20 protein-coding genes and 1 tRNA gene are annotated in these 23,228 nt (G+C 39.9%); all 21 read left to right on the top strand.

Annotated features, from left to right (window positions below):
- Positions 1-325: 325 nt before the first annotated feature.
- Positions 326-703, top strand: a complete 378-nt coding sequence (locus AB4153_RS19415; protein ID WP_303517486.1) for a GFA family protein — start codon at positions 326-328, stop codon at positions 701-703.
- Positions 704-826: 123 nt separating this feature from the next.
- Positions 827-1,582, top strand: coding sequence for a lysozyme inhibitor LprI family protein (locus tag AB4153_RS19410; protein WP_371998430.1), 756 nt, complete (start codon positions 827-829; stop codon positions 1,580-1,582).
- A 132-nt stretch (positions 1,583-1,714) separates the two neighbouring features.
- The gene (locus AB4153_RS19405; RefSeq protein ID WP_371998429.1) at positions 1,715-2,080 is read left to right on the top strand and encodes a hypothetical protein; all 366 of its coding nucleotides are present in this window, start codon (positions 1,715-1,717) and stop codon (positions 2,078-2,080) included.
- Positions 2,081-2,111: 31 nt separating this feature from the next.
- Positions 2,112-2,687 carry a YdeI family protein gene (locus AB4153_RS19400; RefSeq protein ID WP_371998428.1) on the top strand — a complete coding sequence of 192 codons (576 nt, stop codon included), beginning with the start codon at positions 2,112-2,114 and terminating at the stop codon, positions 2,685-2,687.
- A gap of 125 nt (positions 2,688-2,812) precedes the next feature.
- The gene (locus tag AB4153_RS19395; protein WP_371998427.1) at positions 2,813-3,235 is read left to right on the top strand and encodes a GNAT family N-acetyltransferase; all 423 of its coding nucleotides are present in this window, start codon (positions 2,813-2,815) and stop codon (positions 3,233-3,235) included.
- Positions 3,236-3,557: 322 nt separating this feature from the next.
- Positions 3,558-4,022, top strand: coding sequence for a GNAT family N-acetyltransferase (locus AB4153_RS19390; protein WP_371998426.1), 465 nt, complete (start codon positions 3,558-3,560; stop codon positions 4,020-4,022).
- Positions 4,023-4,181: 159 nt separating this feature from the next.
- Positions 4,182-4,679 (top strand): nuclear transport factor 2 family protein, encoded by a 498-nt coding sequence (locus tag AB4153_RS19385; protein WP_371998425.1) that lies wholly within the window; start codon positions 4,182-4,184, stop codon positions 4,677-4,679.
- Positions 4,680-4,762: 83 nt separating this feature from the next.
- Positions 4,763-5,161, top strand: coding sequence for an ACT domain-containing protein (locus AB4153_RS19380; RefSeq protein ID WP_371998424.1), 399 nt, complete (start codon positions 4,763-4,765; stop codon positions 5,159-5,161).
- Between the two features lie 259 nt (positions 5,162-5,420).
- On the top strand, positions 5,421-6,593 hold the full coding sequence (locus AB4153_RS19375) for an HlyD family secretion protein (RefSeq protein WP_303517463.1): 1,173 nt from the start codon (positions 5,421-5,423) through the stop codon (positions 6,591-6,593).
- Positions 6,583-7,632 carry a DUF2955 domain-containing protein gene (locus AB4153_RS19370; protein ID WP_102527129.1) on the top strand — a complete coding sequence of 350 codons (1,050 nt, stop codon included), beginning with the start codon at positions 6,583-6,585 and terminating at the stop codon, positions 7,630-7,632. Before AB4153_RS19375 ends, AB4153_RS19370 begins: the two co-directional genes overlap by 11 nt.
- Positions 7,633-7,699: 67 nt before the next feature.
- Complete coding sequence (locus tag AB4153_RS19365) at positions 7,700-8,797, top strand: AraC family transcriptional regulator (protein WP_102527128.1); 1,098 nt, start codon at positions 7,700-7,702, stop codon at positions 8,795-8,797.
- Positions 8,798-9,085: 288 nt separating this feature from the next.
- A complete protein-coding gene (locus AB4153_RS19360; protein WP_371998423.1) occupies positions 9,086-10,204 on the top strand; it encodes an AI-2E family transporter in 1,119 nt (372 codons plus the stop codon).
- A gap of 6 nt (positions 10,205-10,210) precedes the next feature.
- Complete coding sequence (locus tag AB4153_RS19355; RefSeq protein ID WP_102527126.1) at positions 10,211-10,873, top strand: potassium channel family protein; 663 nt, start codon at positions 10,211-10,213, stop codon at positions 10,871-10,873.
- A gap of 62 nt (positions 10,874-10,935) precedes the next feature.
- Positions 10,936-12,531, top strand: coding sequence for a response regulator (locus AB4153_RS19350; RefSeq protein WP_371998422.1), 1,596 nt, complete (start codon positions 10,936-10,938; stop codon positions 12,529-12,531).
- A 55-nt stretch (positions 12,532-12,586) separates the two neighbouring features.
- Positions 12,587-17,338 carry a response regulator gene (locus AB4153_RS19345; protein ID WP_371998421.1) on the top strand — a complete coding sequence of 1,584 codons (4,752 nt, stop codon included), beginning with the start codon at positions 12,587-12,589 and terminating at the stop codon, positions 17,336-17,338.
- Between the two features lie 59 nt (positions 17,339-17,397).
- Entirely contained in the window at positions 17,398-18,417 is a 1,020-nt protein-coding gene (locus tag AB4153_RS19340; RefSeq protein ID WP_371998420.1) for an HD-GYP domain-containing protein, read from the top strand.
- A gap of 238 nt (positions 18,418-18,655) precedes the next feature.
- Positions 18,656-19,249 (top strand): hypothetical protein, encoded by a 594-nt coding sequence (locus tag AB4153_RS19335; RefSeq protein WP_102527122.1) that lies wholly within the window; start codon positions 18,656-18,658, stop codon positions 19,247-19,249.
- Positions 19,250-19,749: 500 nt separating this feature from the next.
- Positions 19,750-20,394 carry a UvrY/SirA/GacA family response regulator transcription factor gene (gene uvrY / locus AB4153_RS19330; protein ID WP_102527121.1) on the top strand — a complete coding sequence of 215 codons (645 nt, stop codon included), beginning with the start codon at positions 19,750-19,752 and terminating at the stop codon, positions 20,392-20,394.
- Between the two features lie 49 nt (positions 20,395-20,443).
- Entirely contained in the window at positions 20,444-22,276 is a 1,833-nt protein-coding gene (gene uvrC, locus AB4153_RS19325; RefSeq protein WP_248956001.1) for an excinuclease ABC subunit UvrC, read from the top strand.
- A gap of 45 nt (positions 22,277-22,321) precedes the next feature.
- Positions 22,322-22,870 carry a CDP-diacylglycerol--glycerol-3-phosphate 3-phosphatidyltransferase gene (pgsA, locus tag AB4153_RS19320; RefSeq protein ID WP_102527119.1) on the top strand — a complete coding sequence of 183 codons (549 nt, stop codon included), beginning with the start codon at positions 22,322-22,324 and terminating at the stop codon, positions 22,868-22,870.
- A gap of 250 nt (positions 22,871-23,120) precedes the next feature.
- Positions 23,121-23,196 (top strand) — tRNA-Gly (locus AB4153_RS19315).
- Positions 23,197-23,228: the final 32 nt, after the last annotated feature.

The following is a 23,228-nucleotide window of genomic DNA, read 5'->3' as shown; positions in this document are numbered from 1 at the left end:
ATTTTAGTCTAGCCGAGGGAGTAGATAGAACCAAACGCGATGGAAGAAACGCCTATTTTATGGTAGCTTGAAGGCACTTGCTAAGGCTCGTAAAGCGTAGCTTTTAAAGAGACCTGCAATTGACTTCAAGTAAAGAAGCGATGCTTCCCTCACGCCGCAGGGGGCTTCAATTAAGCCCCAAGGGCATGGAATATGAACTCACGGATTGAGTAGCGACAACCTCCTCTCTCCGAAGTAAAGAACAACCCGTTACATGAGACCTACGGCTCATGAACTATGATCGTTATAACGTACGGAGAGTATTGTGATAAACAAAGGAAGTTGCTTGTGTAATCAAGTTCAATATGAAATCGATGGTGAATTCGAAGATGTTCTGAATTGTCATTGTAGTATGTGTCGTAAATTACATGCTTCGGCGTTTAGAACAAGAGCAAAAATCACATCTGAAAGCTGGAAAACGATTCAAGGTGAAGAGCTTATAAAATTCTACGAATCATCTCCTGGTGAGCATAAAGGTTTTTGTTCTAATTGTGGTTCAAGCCTATTTACTAAATTTGATGAGTACCCTGATATTTTAGGTTTCCCATTTGGCACCTTAGACACCGATCCTAAAGTAAAACCAACTCGTCATATTTATGTTGGTAGCAAAGCCGCTTGGCATGACATAGCTGATAACTTACCTCAACAACAAGAGTATGAGTAAAGTCCGTTATAACAAGCCGTCAAAGCAGGACAAATAACAGTTGGCTTTTGCTCCTGCGTCGCTTATTTTAGCCAACATATTATTTGCCTCTTAACGAGGCGTTAGCTTCACAAGGATGTGTCGATGCACCAAATTAGAAAAATAGCATTTTTATTAATAATAACCCCGTTTTTTTGTTCTGCTGGTGATCTTGTTAAAAGTGCTATTCAGCACGATGAACAGTTAAATATAGCGTATATGAATACGGTTAAATTTCTAAATAAAAATCAGACTCAGAAACTTAAAAAAGCTCAACGTCTATGGATTAGATACAGGGATGCTGTTTGTGAATTTGAAAGTGATTTACCTAAAAAAGGACATTGGATTAAAAGTAATATTGCTGATTCCAACTCCTTAGAGTGTATATCAAGATTAAGTGCTGAGAGAACTAAGGAATTAGAGCTGTACTCTAAATTAATTGGAAGTTCTAAAAAAGATGTTAGAAATGATCAAATAATTATCAGTAAAAGTATATTAAATGATAAGAATGCAATGCATGGCTGGCTGCTCTATGGAATGGCATTAAAAACTTGGCCAATAGAGCTTGAGGAAAGTGGACAACCTAACCTGTATAAAAGAGAGCTCTTTGCACGGTCAAAAACAGCACAAATCTGGCAAGAATTAAAAGCTAATAAAGCTGTTACACCAGATAAATATTTAGATGAGTTAGTTATTATATATGAAGCAGGCTTTATGGAAGAGTATGTTTGGGCATATATTCGTAAAAGCGGTCGAACACAAAATAGCTTGAAGTTAGATAAGTTTAGACAATGGATTTTTGTTAACTTACCTAACCATAAAGCAATAATAAATACAGGAATAACAGTTCCTGCCCCCTAATAGTTATTCGCTCAACGGAAGCTAACACGAAAATAAACAAGGACACGTAACTGTTGGCTATGTTTCGCTTTGCTCACAATTATAGCAAACCAATTTATGCCGCTGTTTGGGACGTTATATACAGGTAGAACCATGAGTAATCTGCATCGAAGCGAATTTTTGAACGAGGTTAAAAAATTCTTTCCTGAAGTTACAGATAAATTCAACCAGCAAGATGGTTTACTTTCTTTTGAGGTAGATGTCTTTGTTCAATTTACGCAGAACCAGATTGACTCAAGCTCACTGGAACAGACGAAATTAGCACTTATCCTTTTAGATAAGTATTACCAAAATGGTAATAAAGCACTACATGAGTTAATAAGAAATGCGGTTTGCGAAGACTTAAATTTTTCAGATACCAATAACACTAATCGAGCATGGGCATATAGTTTTCTTTCTGCACAATTAAAAACAGAGAGGAATTCTTGGCTAAAGTTTATGGGGTATAGTGGTGTTTAAGTGCATATTATGCCAAAGAGAACCTAATTAGATGCCTGAAGCAGATTTGTCGAGAATCAAGACATTTGTAACATCAAATGACCTCAGTGAGTGGCTCGCTGAGCATCATGCAACAGAAAGTGAATTATGGGTAAAAATATTCAAGAAAAATTCTGGAACCCAGAGTGTTACTTGGAATGATGTAGTGATAGAGGTTTTATGCTATGGCTGGATTGATGGTATAAAAAAGTCAATTGATGAGCAAGCTTATCTGCAGCGCATAACTCCTAGGACGGTACGAAGCAACTGGTCTAAAAGGAACACAGAACATGTTGACCGTTTAATAAGCGAAAACCGAATGAAAGAAGCTGGTCTTGTGCATGTTGATGCAGCGAAAGCGGATGGTCGTTGGGAGAATGCCTATACAGTGAGTAAAATGGAAGTCCCAGCAGATTTCTTAACTGCTGTGGAAAATCAGCCTAAGGCAAAATTGTTTTTTGAAACACTCAATAAGTCGAGTCGCTATGTTATCGCTTACGGCTTAACAAGTGCGAAGAAACCAGAGACTAGACAAAGGCGATTTAAAAAATTCATGGACATGCTTGTCAAAGAAGAAAAGCCAACTTAACTCCGTATAAGCCTAAAAGCATGGAAAGGTCGTTTAACTAAGCTGAAACAGTGGCTTAAGGTGCGATTTTCTCCACATGTTAATCCGCTGTTTTAGTTGGCTTATTACGGCATTAGGAGATTTTGATGATTTCATATCAACCAACAGCCGATCTTTATGCATCGGCAGATATTACATTTAAAAACATGCGTTCATACTATGAACACCATTCTGTAAATTGGGAACAGTCTACGATACATGAGCAAATTGTTGACCTAGAAAACTGGGACATTCTTTTCAACGGATCGGTGGTGGGTGCAATTCGTTTAGCCTTTGATAGTGATGGCTGTTATATCCGAGATCTACAGGTTAGTGAAACATTTCAAAATAAAGGTATTGGTGCAGCAGCCCTGGCAGAGTGTGAACGGTTAGCAATCAAAGCTGGTGTAAATCAACTTAGGTTACGAGTTCTTAAAATTAGTCCTGCATATCATCTATACATTAGGAATAACTTTGAGGTAGATAAAGAAGAAGATAGGTTCTTTTACATGTCGAGACAAATCTCCTAGTAAATAAGGACTGGCCGCGCGGATTTGTGTGCTTATCCCAAGTGTTGAACGGGGTTAATTGACTATTACAAACCCTCTATACTCCTTCTGGTTTTTCTCTTTACTCCCTTTATATTGAACTGTTGTCATCTTTTGGCTCGGGGATATTTAATTTCAAATTTCCCCGCTTTATAAGCCATGTATAAACGGTATTGACCACTACAAACATTGATTTTATCACTTAGCTTTGGCAACGTAAGAGGCTTATCCGTCTGCGGTCTTTGAGGTTAATTGTTTTTTTGATCGCTGCCGTTGAGTTTCTCTTATATAAATGAGTGAAAGCATGCCCGAATCAAGGTTAGTGTTAGCAAGTGCTGAAGATGCGTTACAGTTAAAGAATTTAGCTGTAGATGCTTTTCAAGCCGATTTTGAACAATATGGCAGTTTCCCTCCGCATATTGAGTCAACAGCGTGGCATTTACAAAGTGTGGAAGCGGGGCATTACTACCTGATTAAATATGGTGATGAAGTTGCTGGTGGCATTCTTGCTGTGATTAAAAGCCATCAAGAAATTGAAATAAAATACTTCTTTATTGCGCCAGATTTTCAAGATAAGCGCATTGGTTCTCAAGTGGTTAAACAACTTGAGAGTCACTACCCAAGAGTGACTTGTTGGTCACTGGTTACTCCCTTTAAAGCATTTCGAAATCACCATTTCTATGAAAAACTCGGCTATGTCAAAGTGGGTGAAGTGCAGCCTGATATTAATGAGCCTTTTTGGTTGTTTGAATATCAGAAGACTATGTAATTGGATTTTGGCTGTAAATCAAAAATGAATATGACCTGATGAGTTGCGATTTGAACTTTAATTCAGTAGGTTACATATTTAATTAGTGATTGCTTATGTATTAAGTCGCTAGTTAAGTCACTAGTGCAATCATTTGTGAATAACGTAAAAGGAAGTGTTATGAAAACAAGGATTTCAACCCGAGTCTTATTAGGCTTTTTATCAGTATTAATATTGATGCCATTGTCTACTATTTCAGATGAAGTGAAGCAAAAATCTGATTTTGATTACGCTGCATTTACCCAATTTTACTTTGAGGCTTGGAAGGGGACACAACAGCCAAATGCTACCGAGCAAGACTTAGAAAACTACTTATCGCTATTAACCGATGATATTGGTTATCAACATTTACCGTGGAGTGATGATGATAGCCGTCAGCCAGATGGCAAAGCTGCACTTCGCAAAGGAATGACCTATTACCTTGCGTCACACGATGAGTATTCCGCCACACTGACTAACTCAGCTTTTGGTCACAATGTCATTATGATTGAGTTTCATACCGTTTCTAAAGGAACACATCCAGATAATGGCAAAGTAATTCAGCACGATAATTCATCGTTCGAAGTGCTTGAAATTGAAAACGGAAAAGTGTCTGTGATTAGACATTACAGCCAATAATAAATCATAGAGGTTGTTGGTTAGCTGATTAAAGTTTGTTGGTTACCAGATTAAAGGTGTTATATGAAATTAAGGGGAATGCAATGACATCGGGCATTACAGAATTATCATCACTTCTGGCAGACATGTCGCCAGAGTTACAAGCAGGCGAGTTTGTGTTTTGCAGTGTGAATGGACAACTTGCAGATTATGCACATTTAGAACCGCTTTGCTGTTTTAAAGAACAAGAGGGCTTAACGTTAGTATTAACCGTAGAAGCTGCTATTCAGGGTTATCTGGCATTTGACGTTCGGTTTAAACAAATTACGTTAACCGTACATTCGAGCCTTGAGGCCGTGGGCTTAACAGCAGCAATTTCTCACAAGTTAACGGATTATGGCATTAGCGCTAATGTCATCGCGGCTTACTATCATGACCATATATTTGTACCAGCTGATAAAGCGTCATTGGCCATGCAAGCATTAAAGGAGTTTGCTGCTTAATTTTGCTGCTTAATAAAGAGTATCCCTGATTTGTCATCACCTTTCTTAACATTGCTATTGATTCATTTCGCAACTATCGAAACATATTAGCTCAATTGACAATGAATATAACTGGCTAATTTTATGGTTATATTTGAGTTCTACATCGAAATAATTCTATACTGCATTAACAGTAACAACTCACCAATTTGTTGTTAACATTTTGATGAGCTAGTCACGTTATTTAGCTGCGTTCAATGCATGGATTCAAGGGAAGGTTATGACTGATAAGAATAAAGAAGTTTCTTCAACTGAGGTGGCTGTTAAGGCAGAAGAAGCTCAGCCTCAAGTCGACAATGCTCCCGAGGCCGATACGCCTGCTGAAAAAGCCAAAAATCAAAAGATTAGAAAAGTGACTAACATGATCCTTCTTGTGGTTGCTTTTTTGTTTGTGTTTCATCTTTTTGCAGACCGTTATATTCCTTCAACCGATTTAGGGCGTATGCGTGGCTATGTGGTACCGATTACGCCGCAAGTTTCCGGTGAAGTGATTGAAATTCTGACAACGCCAAATACCCTCATTTTAGAAGGACAAGTTCTCGCACGGATTAACCCAAGGGATTACGAAATTGCACTTTATACCGCTGAGCAAAATGTGACTCAAGCGGGGCAAAATATGGGGGCGTTAACGGCTAATGTGACAGCCGCAAAAGCCAAGGTTGCTAATGCTGAGGCCAACCTAACAAATGCGAAAGTTCAGTCCAAACGTATTTTTACCATGGTTGAACAAAATGTCATGTCAAAAGCGGATGCCGATAATGCCCGAGCTGAATTAGCTAGCGCAGAGGCAGGCGTTGCTGCCGCAAATGCTGACCTTGCTAAAGCAGAAGAACGTTTAGGTTCAGAAGGTGAAAATAATACCGCAGTCAAATCAGCGTTACTGGCACTTGAGCAAGCAGAACTTAACCTTGCACGAACACAAATCAAAGCGCCAACCAATGGCGTGGCTTCTAATTTTCGTTTAAAAGAAGGGTTTTATGCCAGTGCTGGTCAACCTGTGATGACCTTTATATCTTCAGAAGATGTGTGGATTGAAGCCAACTTCAGAGAAAACAGTCTAGGTAACATGAAAACAGGCGACAAAGTTGAGTTTGCACTCGACTATGCGCCAGGAAAAATATTTAGCGGTAAAGTGGCATATATTGACTATGGTGTTGATTGGGGCCAGAACGAACAAACAGGTAAACTTGCACAAACTACAGGGCAAACAGGCTGGTTAAGACAATCACAACGTTTTCCTGTGACCATTGTATTTGATGAAGATGAAGCCAAAGGGCTACGTCGTGTTGGTGGTCAAGTTGATGTAATGGTATATACCCAAGAAAGCTCAATGATGAATTTATTTGGCAAATTTTGGATCCGTCTAGTCAGTTGGTTCTCTTATGTCAGATAGTACAGCAGCTACAATTGATCCTGTCCTAGAAGAAGCGATTTTTACACGTCGAGTGCTTCGCTTCACTCTGGGTATCGGTTTAGCTGTGACTATTTCAGCGATATTTGCTTGGCAACTGGCTTTTATTGTTCCCGTGCTTGTGGCTAAGTTTTTAGTGGATAGAACCGAGCCTACGGTACAAACAGTCTATGAATTATTAATATCAATGGTGGTCACGATTGCCATTGCTTGGTTGGTCAGTTTTGGGCCGGTGCAGTATCCATTAGTCTTGCTACCTTTATTAGCGTTATTGATGCTGTGGGCTTACTACTTATTTTCTGATCCTAAGTGGAATTTCTTTGCCACTATTTTGATTGTTTCAACTTTGGTTTTACCTTACTTAGGTATATTGCACCCAGGTGCAGCGATTGTTGTTGGAGTCGGGTTGAGTTTTTCTGGTGTAGTGTCGGTATTGATTTTTACTCTGCTGCATATTTTATTACCTGATTTATCTCCCAATCGTGAAACGCATATTGCCGCAGGTTTGACCAATGACCAACGCCTTTATGAGTCTGTTAGGGCGTTAATCATCGCATTTCCAGTTATCACCTTTTTCTATTTTTTTGAAATCACAGGTGCACTGTTAACGATGATTTTTATTGCGATTTTATCGTTGCAATCAGCTGGAAGTAAAAGTGTAAAAGTCAGCCTATTTTTATTGATAACTAATGGCATTGGCGGTGCATTGGCAGTGGTGTTTTATAACTTGCTTGTTATCGTGCCTGAGTTAGTTTTTTATGTTGGCTTAGCGATGATATGCGCACTTTTTTTCAGTCAAAAAATATATTCCGACCCCGCTAAAGCGCCTATCTTTGCCGGTATATTTTCTGCGTTGCTTGTGGTCGTTGGTTCGACTGCATCCTCCACCGATGCGGATGTTGCGACAAACTTTTATATTCGTATAGCGCAATTGTTTATGGTGGGAGTTTATATGGTTGTTGCATCTTTCTTTTTAGAAACTCGTAATTGGAAGTTTTTGACTAAAAGAAGCGCTGTATAAGTAAATAAATATGGAAATAAGGAAGCTTAACCTTGTTGTAAACGCAGCTAAGTGAGAGGTCATAAAAGTGCAGTCAAAACGTCATGCTAAAAAGCTTACCTCTTCAACAGGCGTTATGAGCTCAAACAAAGTTGAGACTTCAATCGCTGCTGTCGATGCGGGATTAGAAGGCGCTTTTATTCCGCTATTAAGAGCTGAGTATATTGCGCCCTTTGTCGCTAGACTTAAAGACTTTGATAACAATGTCTATCCACTCATTGAGCAAGCTGGTTTACCTGCTAGTTTATTAACTTCTAATCATGATTATGTTTCTGAACAAGCTGTACTCAATTTACTTAAATTAATCTCTGCTAAACTTGGCAGTAAGCGCTTTTCTGAGTGGTTATTTCAAGTCGCTCGCACTATTTTTGTTCCTCAGCACTTAGCTAAGATCACGCTGAATGGCACTGTTAAACAAGCTATTGTCGATTTTACCCATGTGGTTAATTTAGAGTCAAAGCAAACCAATGTTCATCTTAAAACAGGCTTGGGTAAAGTCTGGTTTGTTAGGCATCGCTTAAAAAATGATCCTATTGAAAGTAGTGTGGCTGAGCAATTTGCGCTTACCATGATGGTGGAGCTTGTACGTTCACTCACTCAGGCTCAATGGCAACCTGCTGATATTGCTTTGCAGTCAGCAACTGAAGTCGATTACCTCAACGTCCTTAAACTTAATCAGCCACAGGTGTTTTATGGTAGGCAAGTTACCGCATTGAGCATTTCTGACTCGGTACTTGCTGGAAAAGTGAAACTGAAAAATGGCTGGCAACAGGTGATGAGCCCGGTTGTTGAAGGCCCTAAAGGTTTTGTTGAAAGCCTGCAATTTGCTTTATTGCCTTATTTGTCTTTGGGGCGCATTCCCGTTACAACGGCTGCCGATTTACTTGGGCTCAGTGTCCGCACACTTCAAAGAAGATTAAGCGAAGAAGGAATGAGTTACAGGCAAATGGTAGATGGCATCTGTTTTAAACAGGCAAAAGAAATGCTGTCTGATGGTGCCATTTCTGTGACTCAAATCTCTGCGACATTAGGTTATTCTGATGTCGCTCACTTCTCAAGGGCATTTAAGCGAATGTCTGGGCACTCTCCTAGAGTGTTTCGTCAAAACATCTCAATAGATCAATAGCGATCTAAGGCGCCTTATTTAAACGCTTTAATTAAGTGGATTAACTCATCGTTTTATATCGTAAAAATACACATATGCAGATTTTAATGTTCTTTTATTAAACTACTGATGGATAATGAAATGTTTTTGTGTTGTTGCGGATGTTTTATTGCCTCAGTTGCGCTATATTTTTAATCAGAATTGTTTCGAAATTACTTTTGTTTAAATAGCTTAGCAACGCAGTGCTGACATCTTGAGTTGTTAAATTTACTTTTAAATGGAATGACACTAAACCAGGGATAGACATATATGAGTGATAAACCAATTTCGACCTCTGCAGAGTTTACTCATGCAGCTGTAGATGCCGCGATAAAAATTGTACTAATTTTTATCATGGTGGTGTGGTGTTTTAAAATTGTTCAGCCTTTTATTATGCCTATTCTGTGGGGCGGTATTATTGCGATTGCCTTATATCCAGTCGTTAAGCTTATTAGCCGCAAGCTTAAACTGACAGTGGCTAAGTCTAGTTTATTAATCACGCTGCTATGTTTAGCTTCTTTAATTGCACCCACAGTACTGTTTTCTGGCGCAATAGTGTCAAGTACACAAGATTTTGTCGCTGAAGTGCATGATGGCACTTTGGAGATCCCAGCGCCAAAAGAGTCTGTCGCAGACTTACCGTTAATCGGTGACAAGTTATATAACTTTTGGTCTTCTGCCAATTCAGATATTGAGATGCTGGTAAAAACCTATGCTGACGAGATAAAAGCTTTTTCAACCAAGGCCGCGGGTGCTTTTGGTAGCTTTGGCATGACCGTATTACAGTTTTTAATATCCATTATTATTGCTGGCGTATTTATGGGCAAAGCTGAAGGCTCAAATCAAATGTTCCACAAAGTGTCAGTGCGCCTTGCTGGAGAACACGGCGAAGAGTTTTCAGCTCTTGCTGTTGCGACAGTCAGAAGTGTGGTGCAAGGGGTCATTGGTGTTGCCTTTATTCAATCTATTCTCGCGGGAGTGGGCTTAGGGCTAGCAGGTGTCCCTGGTACTGGGATCTGGATGCTTATGGTACTTATTTTAGCCATTATTCAATTGCCGCCAATTTTAATTTTAGGTCCTATCATTGCTTATGTATTCAGTGTTGAGTCTTCAACAACGGCAATTCTGTTTATGATTTGGAGTATTCTTGTGAGCGCAAGTGATGCCTTCTTGAAACCTATGCTCATGGGGCGTGGTGTTGATATTCCAATGTTAGTCATCTTATTAGGTGCCATTGGCGGAATGATTTTGTCAGGGATTGTTGGCTTGTTTGTTGGTGCTGTTGTACTGGCATTGAGTTACAAGTTATTTACTGCATGGTTAGTGGTCGAAACTGCCGAAGTGGATACTGAAGCATTACTTCCAGAAATTGAAAAAACCGAAGGATAATAGTTGATGGGTACCCCTATGTCGCAAGAAGACAACTTTAGTTATTTACTGGGGTCTTTAGTTTTAGTGTTATTAAGTGCGGCACTAGTCGAGCAGTTTTTTGATTCGGGGCAAATGATCGTTGTTGCTACAACGGTAATGAGTTTATCCATTTCAGTTATTGGCTTAGGCGCCAACAAAAAATGGATACGCTCAACTTTTGGCTTAATGATAACAACCTTATTATTTGCCAGCATTGGTTCAGTTTTTGAATTATTAAACCTCGATATTCTTGGTTTACTCACCATATTATCTTTCTTAATTGCAGCAACTTGGCGCGCGGCCAAACAAGTTATTTTTAGCGGCAAAATTTCATCAAACCAAATTATTGGCTCTATCTGTATATTTTTACTTTTAGGGCTTATTTGGGCATTTATTTACCTACTGATTATTGAAATATTTGGTGTCGCCTTTAATGGCGTAGAAGTGAAAAAGTGGACTGATAATTTATCTTTGGTGATTTATTACAGCTATATCACGCTTTCTACCGTGGGGTATGGAGAGATAACCCCTGCAATACCAATAGCCCGTTTTTTTGCATTCTTTGAAGCCATATTTGGCCAGTTCTATATGGCGATTATTGTTGCAAGTTTAGTGGGTGCCAAAATGTCTCAGAATGAAAAAGAATAATAAGTGACTCAAACTTTACCTTTCGTTGAGTAAAGTGATTGAATCTGCTTAGAAGAGGTCACATGGAGTTATCAAAGAAAAATGTGTTAATTGTTGATGATATGGATGCCATCCGAAAAATCAGCTCCGATCAGCTCAAACGTTTTGGTATTGGTCATGTTTATCAAGCAGAGAATGGTGCCAAGGCACTAAAAATACTGCAAAACTATCATATCGACCTGATCATTTCTGATTGGAATATGCCGGTGATGACAGGTATCGAATTGCTCTGTGAAGTAAGGCAGACTCCTAAGTGGCAACACCTGCCTTTTTTAATGATAACGGCCGAAGCTGCAAGAGAAAGGGTTAGCGCCGCCATTAGTAAAGGGGTTACTGATCTTGTGATTAAACCTTTTACTACTGCTACCTTGCAGCAAAGAGTGTTGCAATGCTTACAAGGTCAAATCAGTAATAAAGTTTCTTCAATTACTGCAAAAGAGTTAGTTGCTAATCCGCTAGACAGCTTACAACAAGATGAGCATCTACAAGACATCTCACCGACAAATAAAATCAAAAAGTCTTCAGTGTTGGTGGTGGACGATACCACTGAAAACCTCACTTTAATTGGCGGCCTACTAAAAGATGACTATCAAGTTAAACTGGCAAAAAATGGTCAAAAAGCCATTGAGATTGCTCAATCTGATAATCCGCCTGATTTAATTTTACTAGATATTATGATGCCAGAGATGGACGGCTTCGAAGTATTAAAACGGCTTCGTGAGCACCCTCAATCCACCCATACTCCTGTTATCTTTGTAACAGCACTGACAGAAGATAAGTATCAAGTGCAAGGACTTGATGGTGGCGCTGTAGATTTTATTAGTAAGCCGATACAACCAGAGTTATTAAGATTGAGGGTTAGAAACCTCATGGCTTATGTGCAGATGCATAAGAATCTGCAATCCGACTTTGACAATATGGTGGCCACCGAAAAGTTGAAACAAGAGGTTCAACAGGTGTTACAGCATGATTTAAAAGGTCCAATAGCTGGATTGATGGCACTGATAGAGCAAATCAAACATGACCCCCATATTTCTAAAAGCAACCATGAAAATGCTGATATTGCTGAAGACATGTCATTTCAATTACTGAATATGATCAATATGTCTAGTGAGCTTTACAAGATTGAAACCGGTCGATTTAACTTGCAGGCAAAGCCATTTTCAATCATCAACTTGCTGCAAAAAATGATTGCAGTGTTGAAGAAAACCTTCCAAGTAAAACATCTACTGATATACCTAGATTGCGAAGAAAATGGTGATGAAGATTATCAAGTGATGGGGGATGAGAGCCTCAGTTATTCGATGTTATTTAACTTGCTTAAAAATGCCTGCGAGGCTGCGCCAAATAAAACTCGAGTATCAATTTCTCTATCTCGCTCAGAAGATGAAGATAACGCTACACCTATGCTGCGAATAAGCATTCAAAACCTTGGTGTTGTTGATAAAGAGATCCGTGACACCTTTTGGCAAAAATATACCTCAGCTGGAAAGGATAATGGCACAGGCATAGGTACTTACTCAGCTAAACTCCTTGCAGAAGCTCAGCGAGGTAAAGTGTCGCTGAGCGTCGATGATGAAAACAATACCACTAATATTTCAGTTTTTTTACCGCATTAACCAAGTTGATTTTATTTTATAGGGTTAAGTCGAATGAGCAGGTTTAGGATTGCAGATGGATATGAATAGCACGTTATTATTTTTGTCACTGGGACTCTTGTTTTACTTGTTCTGGTTATTCGTTCGATTACGTTCTGAAGCGAATGAAGATATTTCTCGTTTTTTTGAAAATGGTCGTAATCGAGTTTATATCGGTTCTATTGTGTTCTGTTTTCTAGCATTGATATCCTCTATTTCTGCGATTGGGCTAAATGTGGCTTATAAACAAGATTTGCAAAGGAGTGGACTTGCATTAAAGTCAGTTGCCTTGACGACAGATGCCGCGTTGTCATCTTGGGTTAAAGGCTGGGAAGACAGAGTCAGAACGGTTGCTACAAATCCTTTGCTGCAATTACGAACAAAGGAACTTATAAAAATTGGTACCGATTCCGAATTATTGTTGGATAGCGAGCACCTCCAATGGTCTCGTGATGCTTATAATCGTTATAGCTTGTCTTTTGGCTCGTTAGGTTTTTTTATCATCACGCTAGAAGGAGACAATATTGCTTCAAGTCGAGATAGCAACCTTGGCGTAACTAATATTGTTAAGCGCGAACATCCTAATTTGTTTGCCGAAGCTGTCAGCGGAAATATCGTAATTACACCGCCAATGCGTTCAGACATTATATTAAAAAACCCGTATGGAGTTGAGCGTGAAGATACACCTACCATGTTTGTACTCAGTCCTATTGCCCAAGATGATGGCTCTATCAGCGCAGTACTAGCTTTAAGAATTGACCCTTATTTAGAGTTTTCTACACTTACTCAGAGCGCTATAGTAGGGGAGACGGGCGAATCTTATTTTGTCGATTCTAAAGGCCGAATGTTATCTCATAGCCGTTTTGAGGAAGACTTAGTTCCCCTTGGCTTGCTTGAACAAGGCCAATTGTCAGTATTAAACTTTCGCGTCACAGACCCCTTAAAAAAATTGACCTTAGCGTCACCAGCAGATGAAAATCATGATGATAAGACACTGACCTATGCCGCTAAGCAGGTAACTCTACAGTTGAATGGCAATAGTAACGAGCGTTATAGAAACTATTTAGGCGTTGATGTCATTGGCGCTTGGAAATGGGATAACCGTTATGGTTTTGGCATTGTCACTGAAATGTCTATTAAAGAAGCAAGCAGTAATTATCAGTACTTTAAAGCGATTATTCTTATCCTGATAAGCGTTATTGCTGTGTCCTGCATCTTAATTACCTTGGCGACTTTATGGCTGAGTCGCCACGTGCTGCTTCGATTACAAGTGAGTAATGAAAGGTTAGAAAAAACCATATCCATTCGCACCAAAGATTTGCAAGAGCGTGAGCATCGATTATGGGATTTATACGAGAACTCTGCAGTGGCCTATGCCACTTTAGATATTAACGGTAAATTTACTAAACATAATAAACAATTTGCTGATATTACTGGCTATGACCGAACCGCTTTTACCGATTTAACTTGGCATGATGTGTTAGGGGCCAAAGATGGTGAAGGTCAGCAGATTTTTGATGCTGCAATAAAAGGTATTGATACTTCTGATGCTCGACTAGATTTAATCTCTCAATCAGGAAAAGTATTGGCAGTTTCGTTAACCGTGCGCACAGAGTTTACAGAAGAGGGCAAGTTAACTGAAATTCGCTTGTCACTGCTTGATATTAACGATCAAGAAATTGTTAGAGCTGAAATGTTGAAAAATCAGCAACAATATCAAACCTTGGTAGAGAACATACAGGGGGCTGTATTTCGGTGTAATTATGTTGATATAGACACTAATAATTTCACTATATTCTATATAAGCCCTAATTTTGAGCATATTACTGGTTATCCTGTAAGTGATTTTATTGGTAAAAGTGCCTCAAGACGGTTTGTTGATTTAGCTATTGGTGGTGACGGGGATAAGTTTTTTCAAGTTGTGCGTAATGCCGTATTAAATCGCGAAAAAGTGCTTGTAGACATGCGCATTCTGAATCGATTCGGTGAGTTGCGATATGTGCAAATTATGGCGCAATTTGAAGCAGGAGAGAATCACGGCGAAGGCCACTTTGATGGCACTATATTTGATGTCACTGAACAAAAGTTAGCCGAAAACTTATTGCTTGATTCGGAAGAAAAACTCGAAGTGGCCGCCAAAAGTGCGCAAATGGGCATGTGGGATTTCTACCCCCATGAGAACCGCGTTGTCGTTAATCGAATGTACAATCAAATGTTAGGTTATGACCGCCTTGATATATGTATCAACGCAGATAAATGGTCTGCTCTTATCAATGGGGCTGAAACATTTGCCAATATGATCCACCCTGACGATAAAGCTGAGCTCCTCAATGAACAGTTGACCGCTTCAACAGGTGAGAATAAAGTTTTACGCCAAGAATTCAGAATGCTGCGAAAAGATGGCGGTTATGATTGGATCCTTAGCATTGGCCAAACCTATCAGTATCGCGAAGATGGCACCCCGGAACGGATCAGTGGTGTTCATATCAATGTGAACGCGGCGAAAGAGTTAGAACGTGAACTAGCAAAAGCCATCTCAGAAGCTGATAGTGCCAATAAGGCTAAAGGTGACTTTTTAGCCAATATGAGTCATGAAATACGCACTCCAATGAATGCCATTATCGGCATGTCTCATCTTGCCTTAGAAACAGACCTTAATCGTCAGCAACGTAACTATATCGAAAAAACCAATGCTTCCGCGCAATCATTATTAGGGATTATTAATGACATTCTCGACTTTTCAAAAATTGAAGCGGGCAAGTTAGATATTGAAAATATAGACATCAGTATTGATGAACTGCTCAATAATGTCAGTAATCTAATTGGCATAAAGGTGTCCGAAAAAGGGCTTGAACTGCTGTTTGATATTGACGATGCCATACCTGAAAATTTACTCGGTGATTCACTTCGAGTTAGTCAGGTATTGATAAATTTAGCCAATAATGCGGTTAAATTTACCGAAAAAGGCAACATCATCATTTCTGTCAAACTGGATAAACTGACCACAGAGCAAGCGTTCATTACGTTCTCAGTGACGGACTCTGGAATAGGTATGACAGAGGAGCAGCAGTCTCGACTATTTAATGCGTTCTTACAAGCTGACGCCTCAACGACTCGTAAGTACGGTGGTACGGGATTAGGCCTAGCGATTTGTAAAAACCTTGCAGAGTTAATGGGTGGTCAAATTAGCTTAACCAGTGAACCTGGCGTGGGCAGTACCTTTAGTTTCAACTTACCATTTGATTTAAGCCCAATTACGTCTTCGACTATATATCACGAAGATATAACTGATCTTAAAGGCAAAAGTGTATTACTGGTTGATGATAACCAGGTCGCAAGAGAGATCTTATCGAATTTACTCAGTCGTATCGGAATGAAAGTTAACGCGCTGGAACGAGGTCAACAAGCGATAGATATTCTAGCGGAAGGTGACAGTCCTGATGTTGCTATTGTTGACTGGCAAATGCCTGACGTTACTGGTGTTGACGTTGCTCGATTTATTGGCAAGCTCCCTGCTAACCGTAAACCAAAGCTCATTATGATAACTGCATACGGCAAAGAGGACTTACTCTTTAGCGCAGCGGATGTACATTTTGACAGTATTTTAACTAAGCCCCAGACGCAATCGAGTTTGATGAAAGCGCTGTCTTTTGTGATGTCTGAGTCTATCAATCCATTGAGTCATTTACGTGATGAATCGGAACTCTCCAAGGCGTTAGTCAAATTAGCTGGCGCAAACATTTTGATTGCAGAAGATAATGATTTAAATCAAGAGTTGGTTGAAGAGTTACTTAACAGTAAACATATTCAGACAACGATTGCTAATAATGGACAGGAAGCAATAGAGAAGCTTGCCCTTGAACATTTTGATGGCGTTCTTATGGACTGCCAAATGCCAGTTATGGATGGATATACCGCTACATCAGTATTACGTGGCATACCAGAAAATAGCGATTTGCCAATTTTAGCGATGACGGCGAATGCGATGGCGGGAGACCGAGAGAAAGCGTTAAATGCTGGCATGAATGACCATATTCCAAAACCGATTGATGTCGAGGCGATGTTTATTACGATGGCAAAGTGGATAACACCTGCCAAGCCAATAACGCCAGTGGCCACTCCTGCTGACACATCTAATACTACATCTTCGCGAGTTGACAATATCAGCGCTGATGGAGGACGCAGTGAAGCTCAGAACGGGACATTTATCAATACTGTTCATATCAATAAAGCTCTGGGGTTAATGCGCACCCAAGGTAATGAAGGGTTATACCTTAAATTATTGGTTAAATTTGTTAGCGGTCAGTCAGGATTTGTTGGCGCGTTTTCACGTGCAACAGCTGTTAACGATGAGTCATTGGCAGCACGTTTAGTGCATACCCTTAAAGGCGTTGCGGGCAGCATCGGTGCTGAGAAGTTAGCTGAATTAGCTGCGCAACTTGAGCACGGATTAACTGAAAGTGACCTTAACCTATTGTCTGAAGTAGGTGCTGAACTAACACACGTTTGCGAAGAGATCACCTTGCTGACGCCAAAAGAACAAATTCAACAAACTCAGCTATTATTAGATAAGCCATTAGCAATCAGAACGTTAGAAGTATTAGTGACTATGTTAGAAAGTTTCGACATGGAGGCCACGGAATACCTCGACACCCATGGCGAATGTTTGAATGTAGATCCATTAATACATAACTATAAGCTACTTGAAAAACAATTAAGCGAGTATGAACTGGACACCGCGATGGAAATAGCTAAGCAAATGATTGAGCAATTAAAGGCGCTTAATTAATTCTGATTAAATACGTTACGCAAATATGCGAGTAAGCTCAGCAACGATAAGGAATACCGATGGAAAAGCAGACTATTTTAGTCGTGGATGATACTCCTGAGAACATTGATGTTTTAGCTGGTGTTTTAAAGTCTGAATATCATATTAAGATTGCTAAAAATGGTGAGCTAGCGTTAAAAATTGCCCGTAGTATCAAGCTGGATTTAATCTTATTAGATATTATGATGCCAGGTATCGATGGTTTTGAAGTGTGTAGACAGTTAAAACTAGACGAAAGAACTCGTCATATCCCAGTCATATTTGTGACGGCTAAAATCTCTGCTGCCGATGAGTTAAAAGGCTTAGAGTTAGGCGCTGCTGATTATATTACTAAACCATTCAATCCACCTATTGTGCAACGACGTGTTCATACCCAACTCGCTTTAACCGATCAAAACAGATTACTTGCCATTAAAGTACAGCAAAAAACTGCGGAAATTGCCCAAAACCAATTGAATGTTATTCGTCGCTTGGGGCGTGCAGCTGAATATAAAGATAATGAAACAGGGATGCATGTTATCCGCATGAGTTATTACACTCATGTTTTAGCGCTTGCTGCTGGGATCAATGAAACAGATGCCGAAGTATTGATGAATGCAGCGCCCATGCATGATGTGGGTAAAATTGGTATCTCAGACGCCATTTTAAAGAAACCAGGCAAGCTTGAATTTGAAGAGTTTGAAGAGATGAAGAAGCATTGTGAAATTGGTGCTGAAATCCTTGGTGATAAAGATTCGGAGTTAATGACCATCGCTAAAGAAGTGGCACTGACGCACCATGAGAAATGGGATGGCAGTGGTTACCCTAATGGCTTAAGTGGTGAAAGTATTCCGTTATACGGCAGGATTGTTGCCATTGCTGATGTATTTGACGCACTTACCAGTGAACGCCCCTATAAAAAAGCCTGGACAGTTGAAGACGCTCTTGCACTAATCGAGCGTGAAGCAGGCAGTCATTTTGATCCTAAATTAGTGCCGTTATTTATCGATAAATTAGATGAAATTTTACAAATAAAGGCTAAATTTAAAGACAGTAATTAAGCATAGTTGCTTGTGGCGTAAAATGGTAACTAATGTGGTGGTGTTCAATTATAATAGCCCTATATCGAGTTGAGCGCATAACCTATAGAGCGTATTCAGAAGCGGTTAAGTGACACAGTGGCCCACTAAGTGGCTTATTTCTGAAAGCATTACCCACTCATATTGATGAGTGAATGATATATCTGTGTAACTTGCCAATAAAGGCCAATTTATATCCACTTTGACAGAGGAAACTTACATGTCTAAGACTTTAATCAGTAAAAAATTACTTTTAGCAGCAGTGATGGTGCCAGCTTTACTAACAGGCTGTGCGACAGGTGATAACCCAGAGTCTAAAAAAGCCAATGCACGTAAAGAAACTCAATCAGCGTTGCAAGAAATTTATGCTGAACATAGTGGGGCTAAAACTGCTGTGGCGCAATCAGTAGGCTATGTTGTTTGTACAGGCAGTAACAGCTACTTATTTGCTTTATCTACTGGCGGCGGAGTGTGTGTTCTGACTGCAAATGGACGAAACTCATATTATCGCTTCGCTACAGGTGGAGTCGGTGCTGGTATCGGATGGAAACAAATGGCTTTTGTTCAAGCCTTTATGGATAACGATGCCATGACACGATTTAAAGAGTCTGGCTATGAAGGCCAAGCACAAGCTGAAGCCAGTGCTAAATATGAAGATAGCGGTGACCAGGCTTCTGCTAATCAGTCTGTAGATGTCAGTGGCGTAAAAACCTATCAAGTTAACCTAATGGGAGCTGCTGCTCAGGCAACTGTTCAAGGTTATAAATATTGGGAAACAGATTTTTCTGATGACTTCGTAGAAAACGACGAATAATAGAACGGTGTTTTCAATCGTTTTTAGGGTATAAGGTTTTAAGCTATGGGATTGATAGCTTAAAATCAGATGAGATAGTAAACCGCAATTGATTATTCGATTGCGGTTTTTTATTTTTATGACGGACTAATTTCACTCCTTGATGGAGGGCAAGCTGCTAATTTTTAATCAATTAAGTTTTTTTATTAGTTAGTCAGATGGTATGTGTAATCTGAAACTGACATTTCTATATTTGAGTTTTGAGCGTGTATTTTAGTGGATTATGCTGATTTCGTGATAAAAAATAGTTTGATTCGTATCACGCCATATAAAGTTAGAAGATTGTTTTTTAATCATAATTAAATTTGTTGGGCACTTTTATCAAAAGAAACCATTAACTAAGTCATTCCTACAAGCTTAAACGCTTATTTCTCTTTCAGTCAGTCGCGCAATAAGCTAAATTACTCATGTAAGCATAAGAATAAAGTTCAGGATGAATGTGTTTTTAAGGTGGATAGAAGTTGATTTCAGTATATTTAGTTGATGACCATGAATTAGTACGAACCGGCATTCGTCGTTTGTTAGAAGACGAGCGGGGTATTAAGGTGGTTGGCGAAGCGCCCGACGGCGAAACAGCTGTACAATGGTCACGACAAAGCGAAGCCGATGTCATTCTCATGGACATGAATATGCCAGGTATGGGTGGATTAGAAGCCACGCGTAAAATACTTCGCTATCAGCCAGAAGCTAAAATCATTGTGCTTACAGTACAAACAGAAGACCCTTTTCCTACAAAAGTAATGCAAGCAGGAGCGTCAGGTTATTTAACCAAAGGTTCGACCTCGCCAGAAGTATTACGTGCTATTCAGCAAGTATCACGTGGACAGCGTTATTTATCCCCTGAAATTGCCCAGCAAATGGCGTTGAGCCAATTTAGTCATTCTGATGAAAATCCATTTAGCAGCTTATCTGAGCGAGAACTGCAAATCATGCTGATGATCACCAATGGTGAGAAGGTGAATGATATTTCAGAAAAGCTAAACTTAAGTCCAAAAACAGTGAACAGTTATCGCTATCGTTTATTTGCCAAATTAGATATTGGTGGCGATGTTGAGTTGACCCGTCTCGCTATTCGCTACAAAATGCTCGATGCCAGTTCTTTTTAGACATTAGGTGTTCATACAAAGGTATTGACGCCTATTTTTAGGATAGTTGATGCCTGCTTGCTTTAATTCAAAATTGTTTTTAAAAACCGTCTCATCTTCGCCAGGTGTTTATCGTATGTACGATGAAAAAGGCGAGGTCATTTATGTCGGTAAAGCTAAAGATCTTAAAAAACGCCTGTCATCTTATTTTCGGGCGAACCTGCCTAATGTAAAAACACAAGCGCTTGTTGCCCGTATTGCAAATATTGATGTCACCCTGACTCACAGCGAGACCGATGCGCTTTTGCTTGAAAATGATTACATCAAGCAATACATGCCGAAATACAATGTATTGCTTCGTGATGATAAATCTTATCCCTATATATTACTTAGCGGTCACAAGCATCCGCGTTTAGCTTACCATCGCGGCCCTAAGCGAGAGAAAGGTCATTATTTTGGACCTTACCCAAATGGTGGGGCGGTGCGTGAAAGCTTAAACTTGATGCAAAAGCTATTTCCTATTCGCCAGTGTGATGACTTGTATTATAAGTCTCGCTCTCGTCCGTGTTTGCAATATCAGTTAGAACGTTGCAGTGCTCCCTGTGTTGGGCGGATTTCTGATGACGATTATACCGAGCAAGTTAAATTAGCTAGCTTGTTTTTAAAAGGCAAAGATAAGCAAGTGATCACTGAGTTAGTGGCTAAAATGGACACTGCAGCTAATGAGATGGAATATGAGTCAGCAGCGCAATTTCGTGACCAAATTACTGCATTAAGACGAGTGGCGGAGCAGCAAGAGGTATCGAACCACAAAGGCGATATGGATGTCATAGGGGTGCATTACGCCTCTGGTATCGTCTGTTTTCACTTATTGTTTATCCGAGATGGTAAAATATTTGGTAGCCGTAGCTATTACCCAACAGTGCCGCCACAAACTGAACTTGAAGAAGTGTTAGTCTCGTTCATTGGCCAATTCTATTTAAATGCCGACATTCAAAGAACGATCCCGAAAGAAGTGCTGATCAGCGAATCCTTTAGCGAACAGAAAGTACTTGAAAGTACAATTTCACAGGCGTTAGATCGTAAATTTGAAATTAAGACTCAAGTGCGAGGCGAGCGGGCTAACTTCTTGCGCTTAGCACTGACTAATGCAACAAATGCAGTCAATACCCGTTTATCTCATAAAAACACGGTTGAGCAACGTTTTCAGCTATTAGAAGAAGCCTTAGAGTTAGGGCATCCAATTACACGTATGGAATGTTTTGATATCAGTCATACCATGGGCGAAAGTACCGTGGCTTCTTGTGTGGTATTCAACCGAGAAGGCCCACACAAAGCTGACTACCGACGTTATAACATCAATGGCATTACCGGCGGTGATGATTATGCGGCAATGGAGCAGGCATTAAAGCGTCGATTCGATAAAATCGATAATAATGGCAAAGTGCCTGATATCGTCTTTATTGATGGCGGTATTGGTCAACTACGTATTTCGCAAAAAATTGTTGATGAAAAGTGCGTTCATTTAGACAAGCCGCCTCTACTAATTGGCGTAACAAAAGGTGAAGGCCGCAAAGCCGGCTTAGAAACCTTTGTATTTGGTGGCAATGAACAAACCTTTGAACTTGCCAGTGACTCTCCTGCATTCCATTTAATTTTACACATACGTGATGAGTCACATCGATTTGCGATTACAGGACATAGGAATAAGCGACAGAAGACACGTAACACCTCGACATTAGAATCAATTGCTGGTGTTGGCCCTAAACGTCGCAAACTATTGTTACAACATCTCGGTGGAATACAGGAAGTAAAGGGGGCGAGTGTAGCAGAATTAACAAAAGTGCCCGGAATTAGCCTAGAAATGGCACAAACAATCCATGATGCATTGCGAGGGGGATAAAATTAAGGCAAGATTGGCGCTGTTTCTGACTATTTGGTTTCTTTCATGCCTTTTAATTTACCTATAGCGCTAACATTATTCCGGTTGTTGCTTTTGCCGGTTTTTGTCGTGGTTTTTTATCTTCCTTATTCTTGGGCGCCTTTTGCGTCGGCATTAATATTCTGGCTTGCGGCTGTGACAGACGCATTAGATGGATATGCAGCAAGAAAACTCAAACAGTCCACGCGTTTTGGCGCATTTTTAGACCCCGTTGCTGACAAGATTATGGTGACTACGGCTTTGGTGTTGTTGGTTCAGCAAAATGATAATATTTACCTGACTCTAGCTGCATTGTTTATGATTGGTCGTGAAATCGTCATTTCTGCGCTACGTGAATGGATGGCTGAAATAGGTAAACGTGGGGTTGTCGCCGTATCATGGATTGGCAAATATAAAACCGCAGCACAAATGGTGGCGATAGTAGGTTTGATTTGGCAACCGAATGAATTTTTGACCAATGTGTCTTATGGTCTATTCTATATTGCTGCAGTGCTGACTTTCTGGTCAATGATGAGTTATATTTCAGCAGCTTGGAAAGACTTAACTGCCGAGTAGTGCAATAAAAGTTCAATGAGTTTATTTAGTGCGCATTCAGTCATTTTTATTGAAAACAGCAATTGACACCGACACTGAAATCGGTAGAATGCACCCCCGTAGACAGTGATGCTTCAGCGTATAACCGAAAGGTTGCAACTTGATGACATCGAGGCCTAATCTGCGAAGATAGGCAAATGATTGCAAGATTAGCTTAGTTGGCTTTGTATCAGACGATACCTTGTTAAGTGAATTAATTAAGCATAAAGATGCGACATTAGCTCAGTTGGTAGAGCGATACCTTGCCAAGGTATAGGTCATCGGTTCGAACCCGATATGTCGCTCCAATCATTATCTATACGGCGCGATGGCAGAATGG

It is taken from the genome of Shewanella sp. 10N.286.52.E4 (assembly GCF_041468785.1).
Taxonomy (GTDB): Bacteria; Pseudomonadota; Gammaproteobacteria; order Enterobacterales; family Shewanellaceae; genus Shewanella; species Shewanella electrodiphila.
This window is presented reverse-complemented; position numbering and strand designations above follow the sequence as displayed.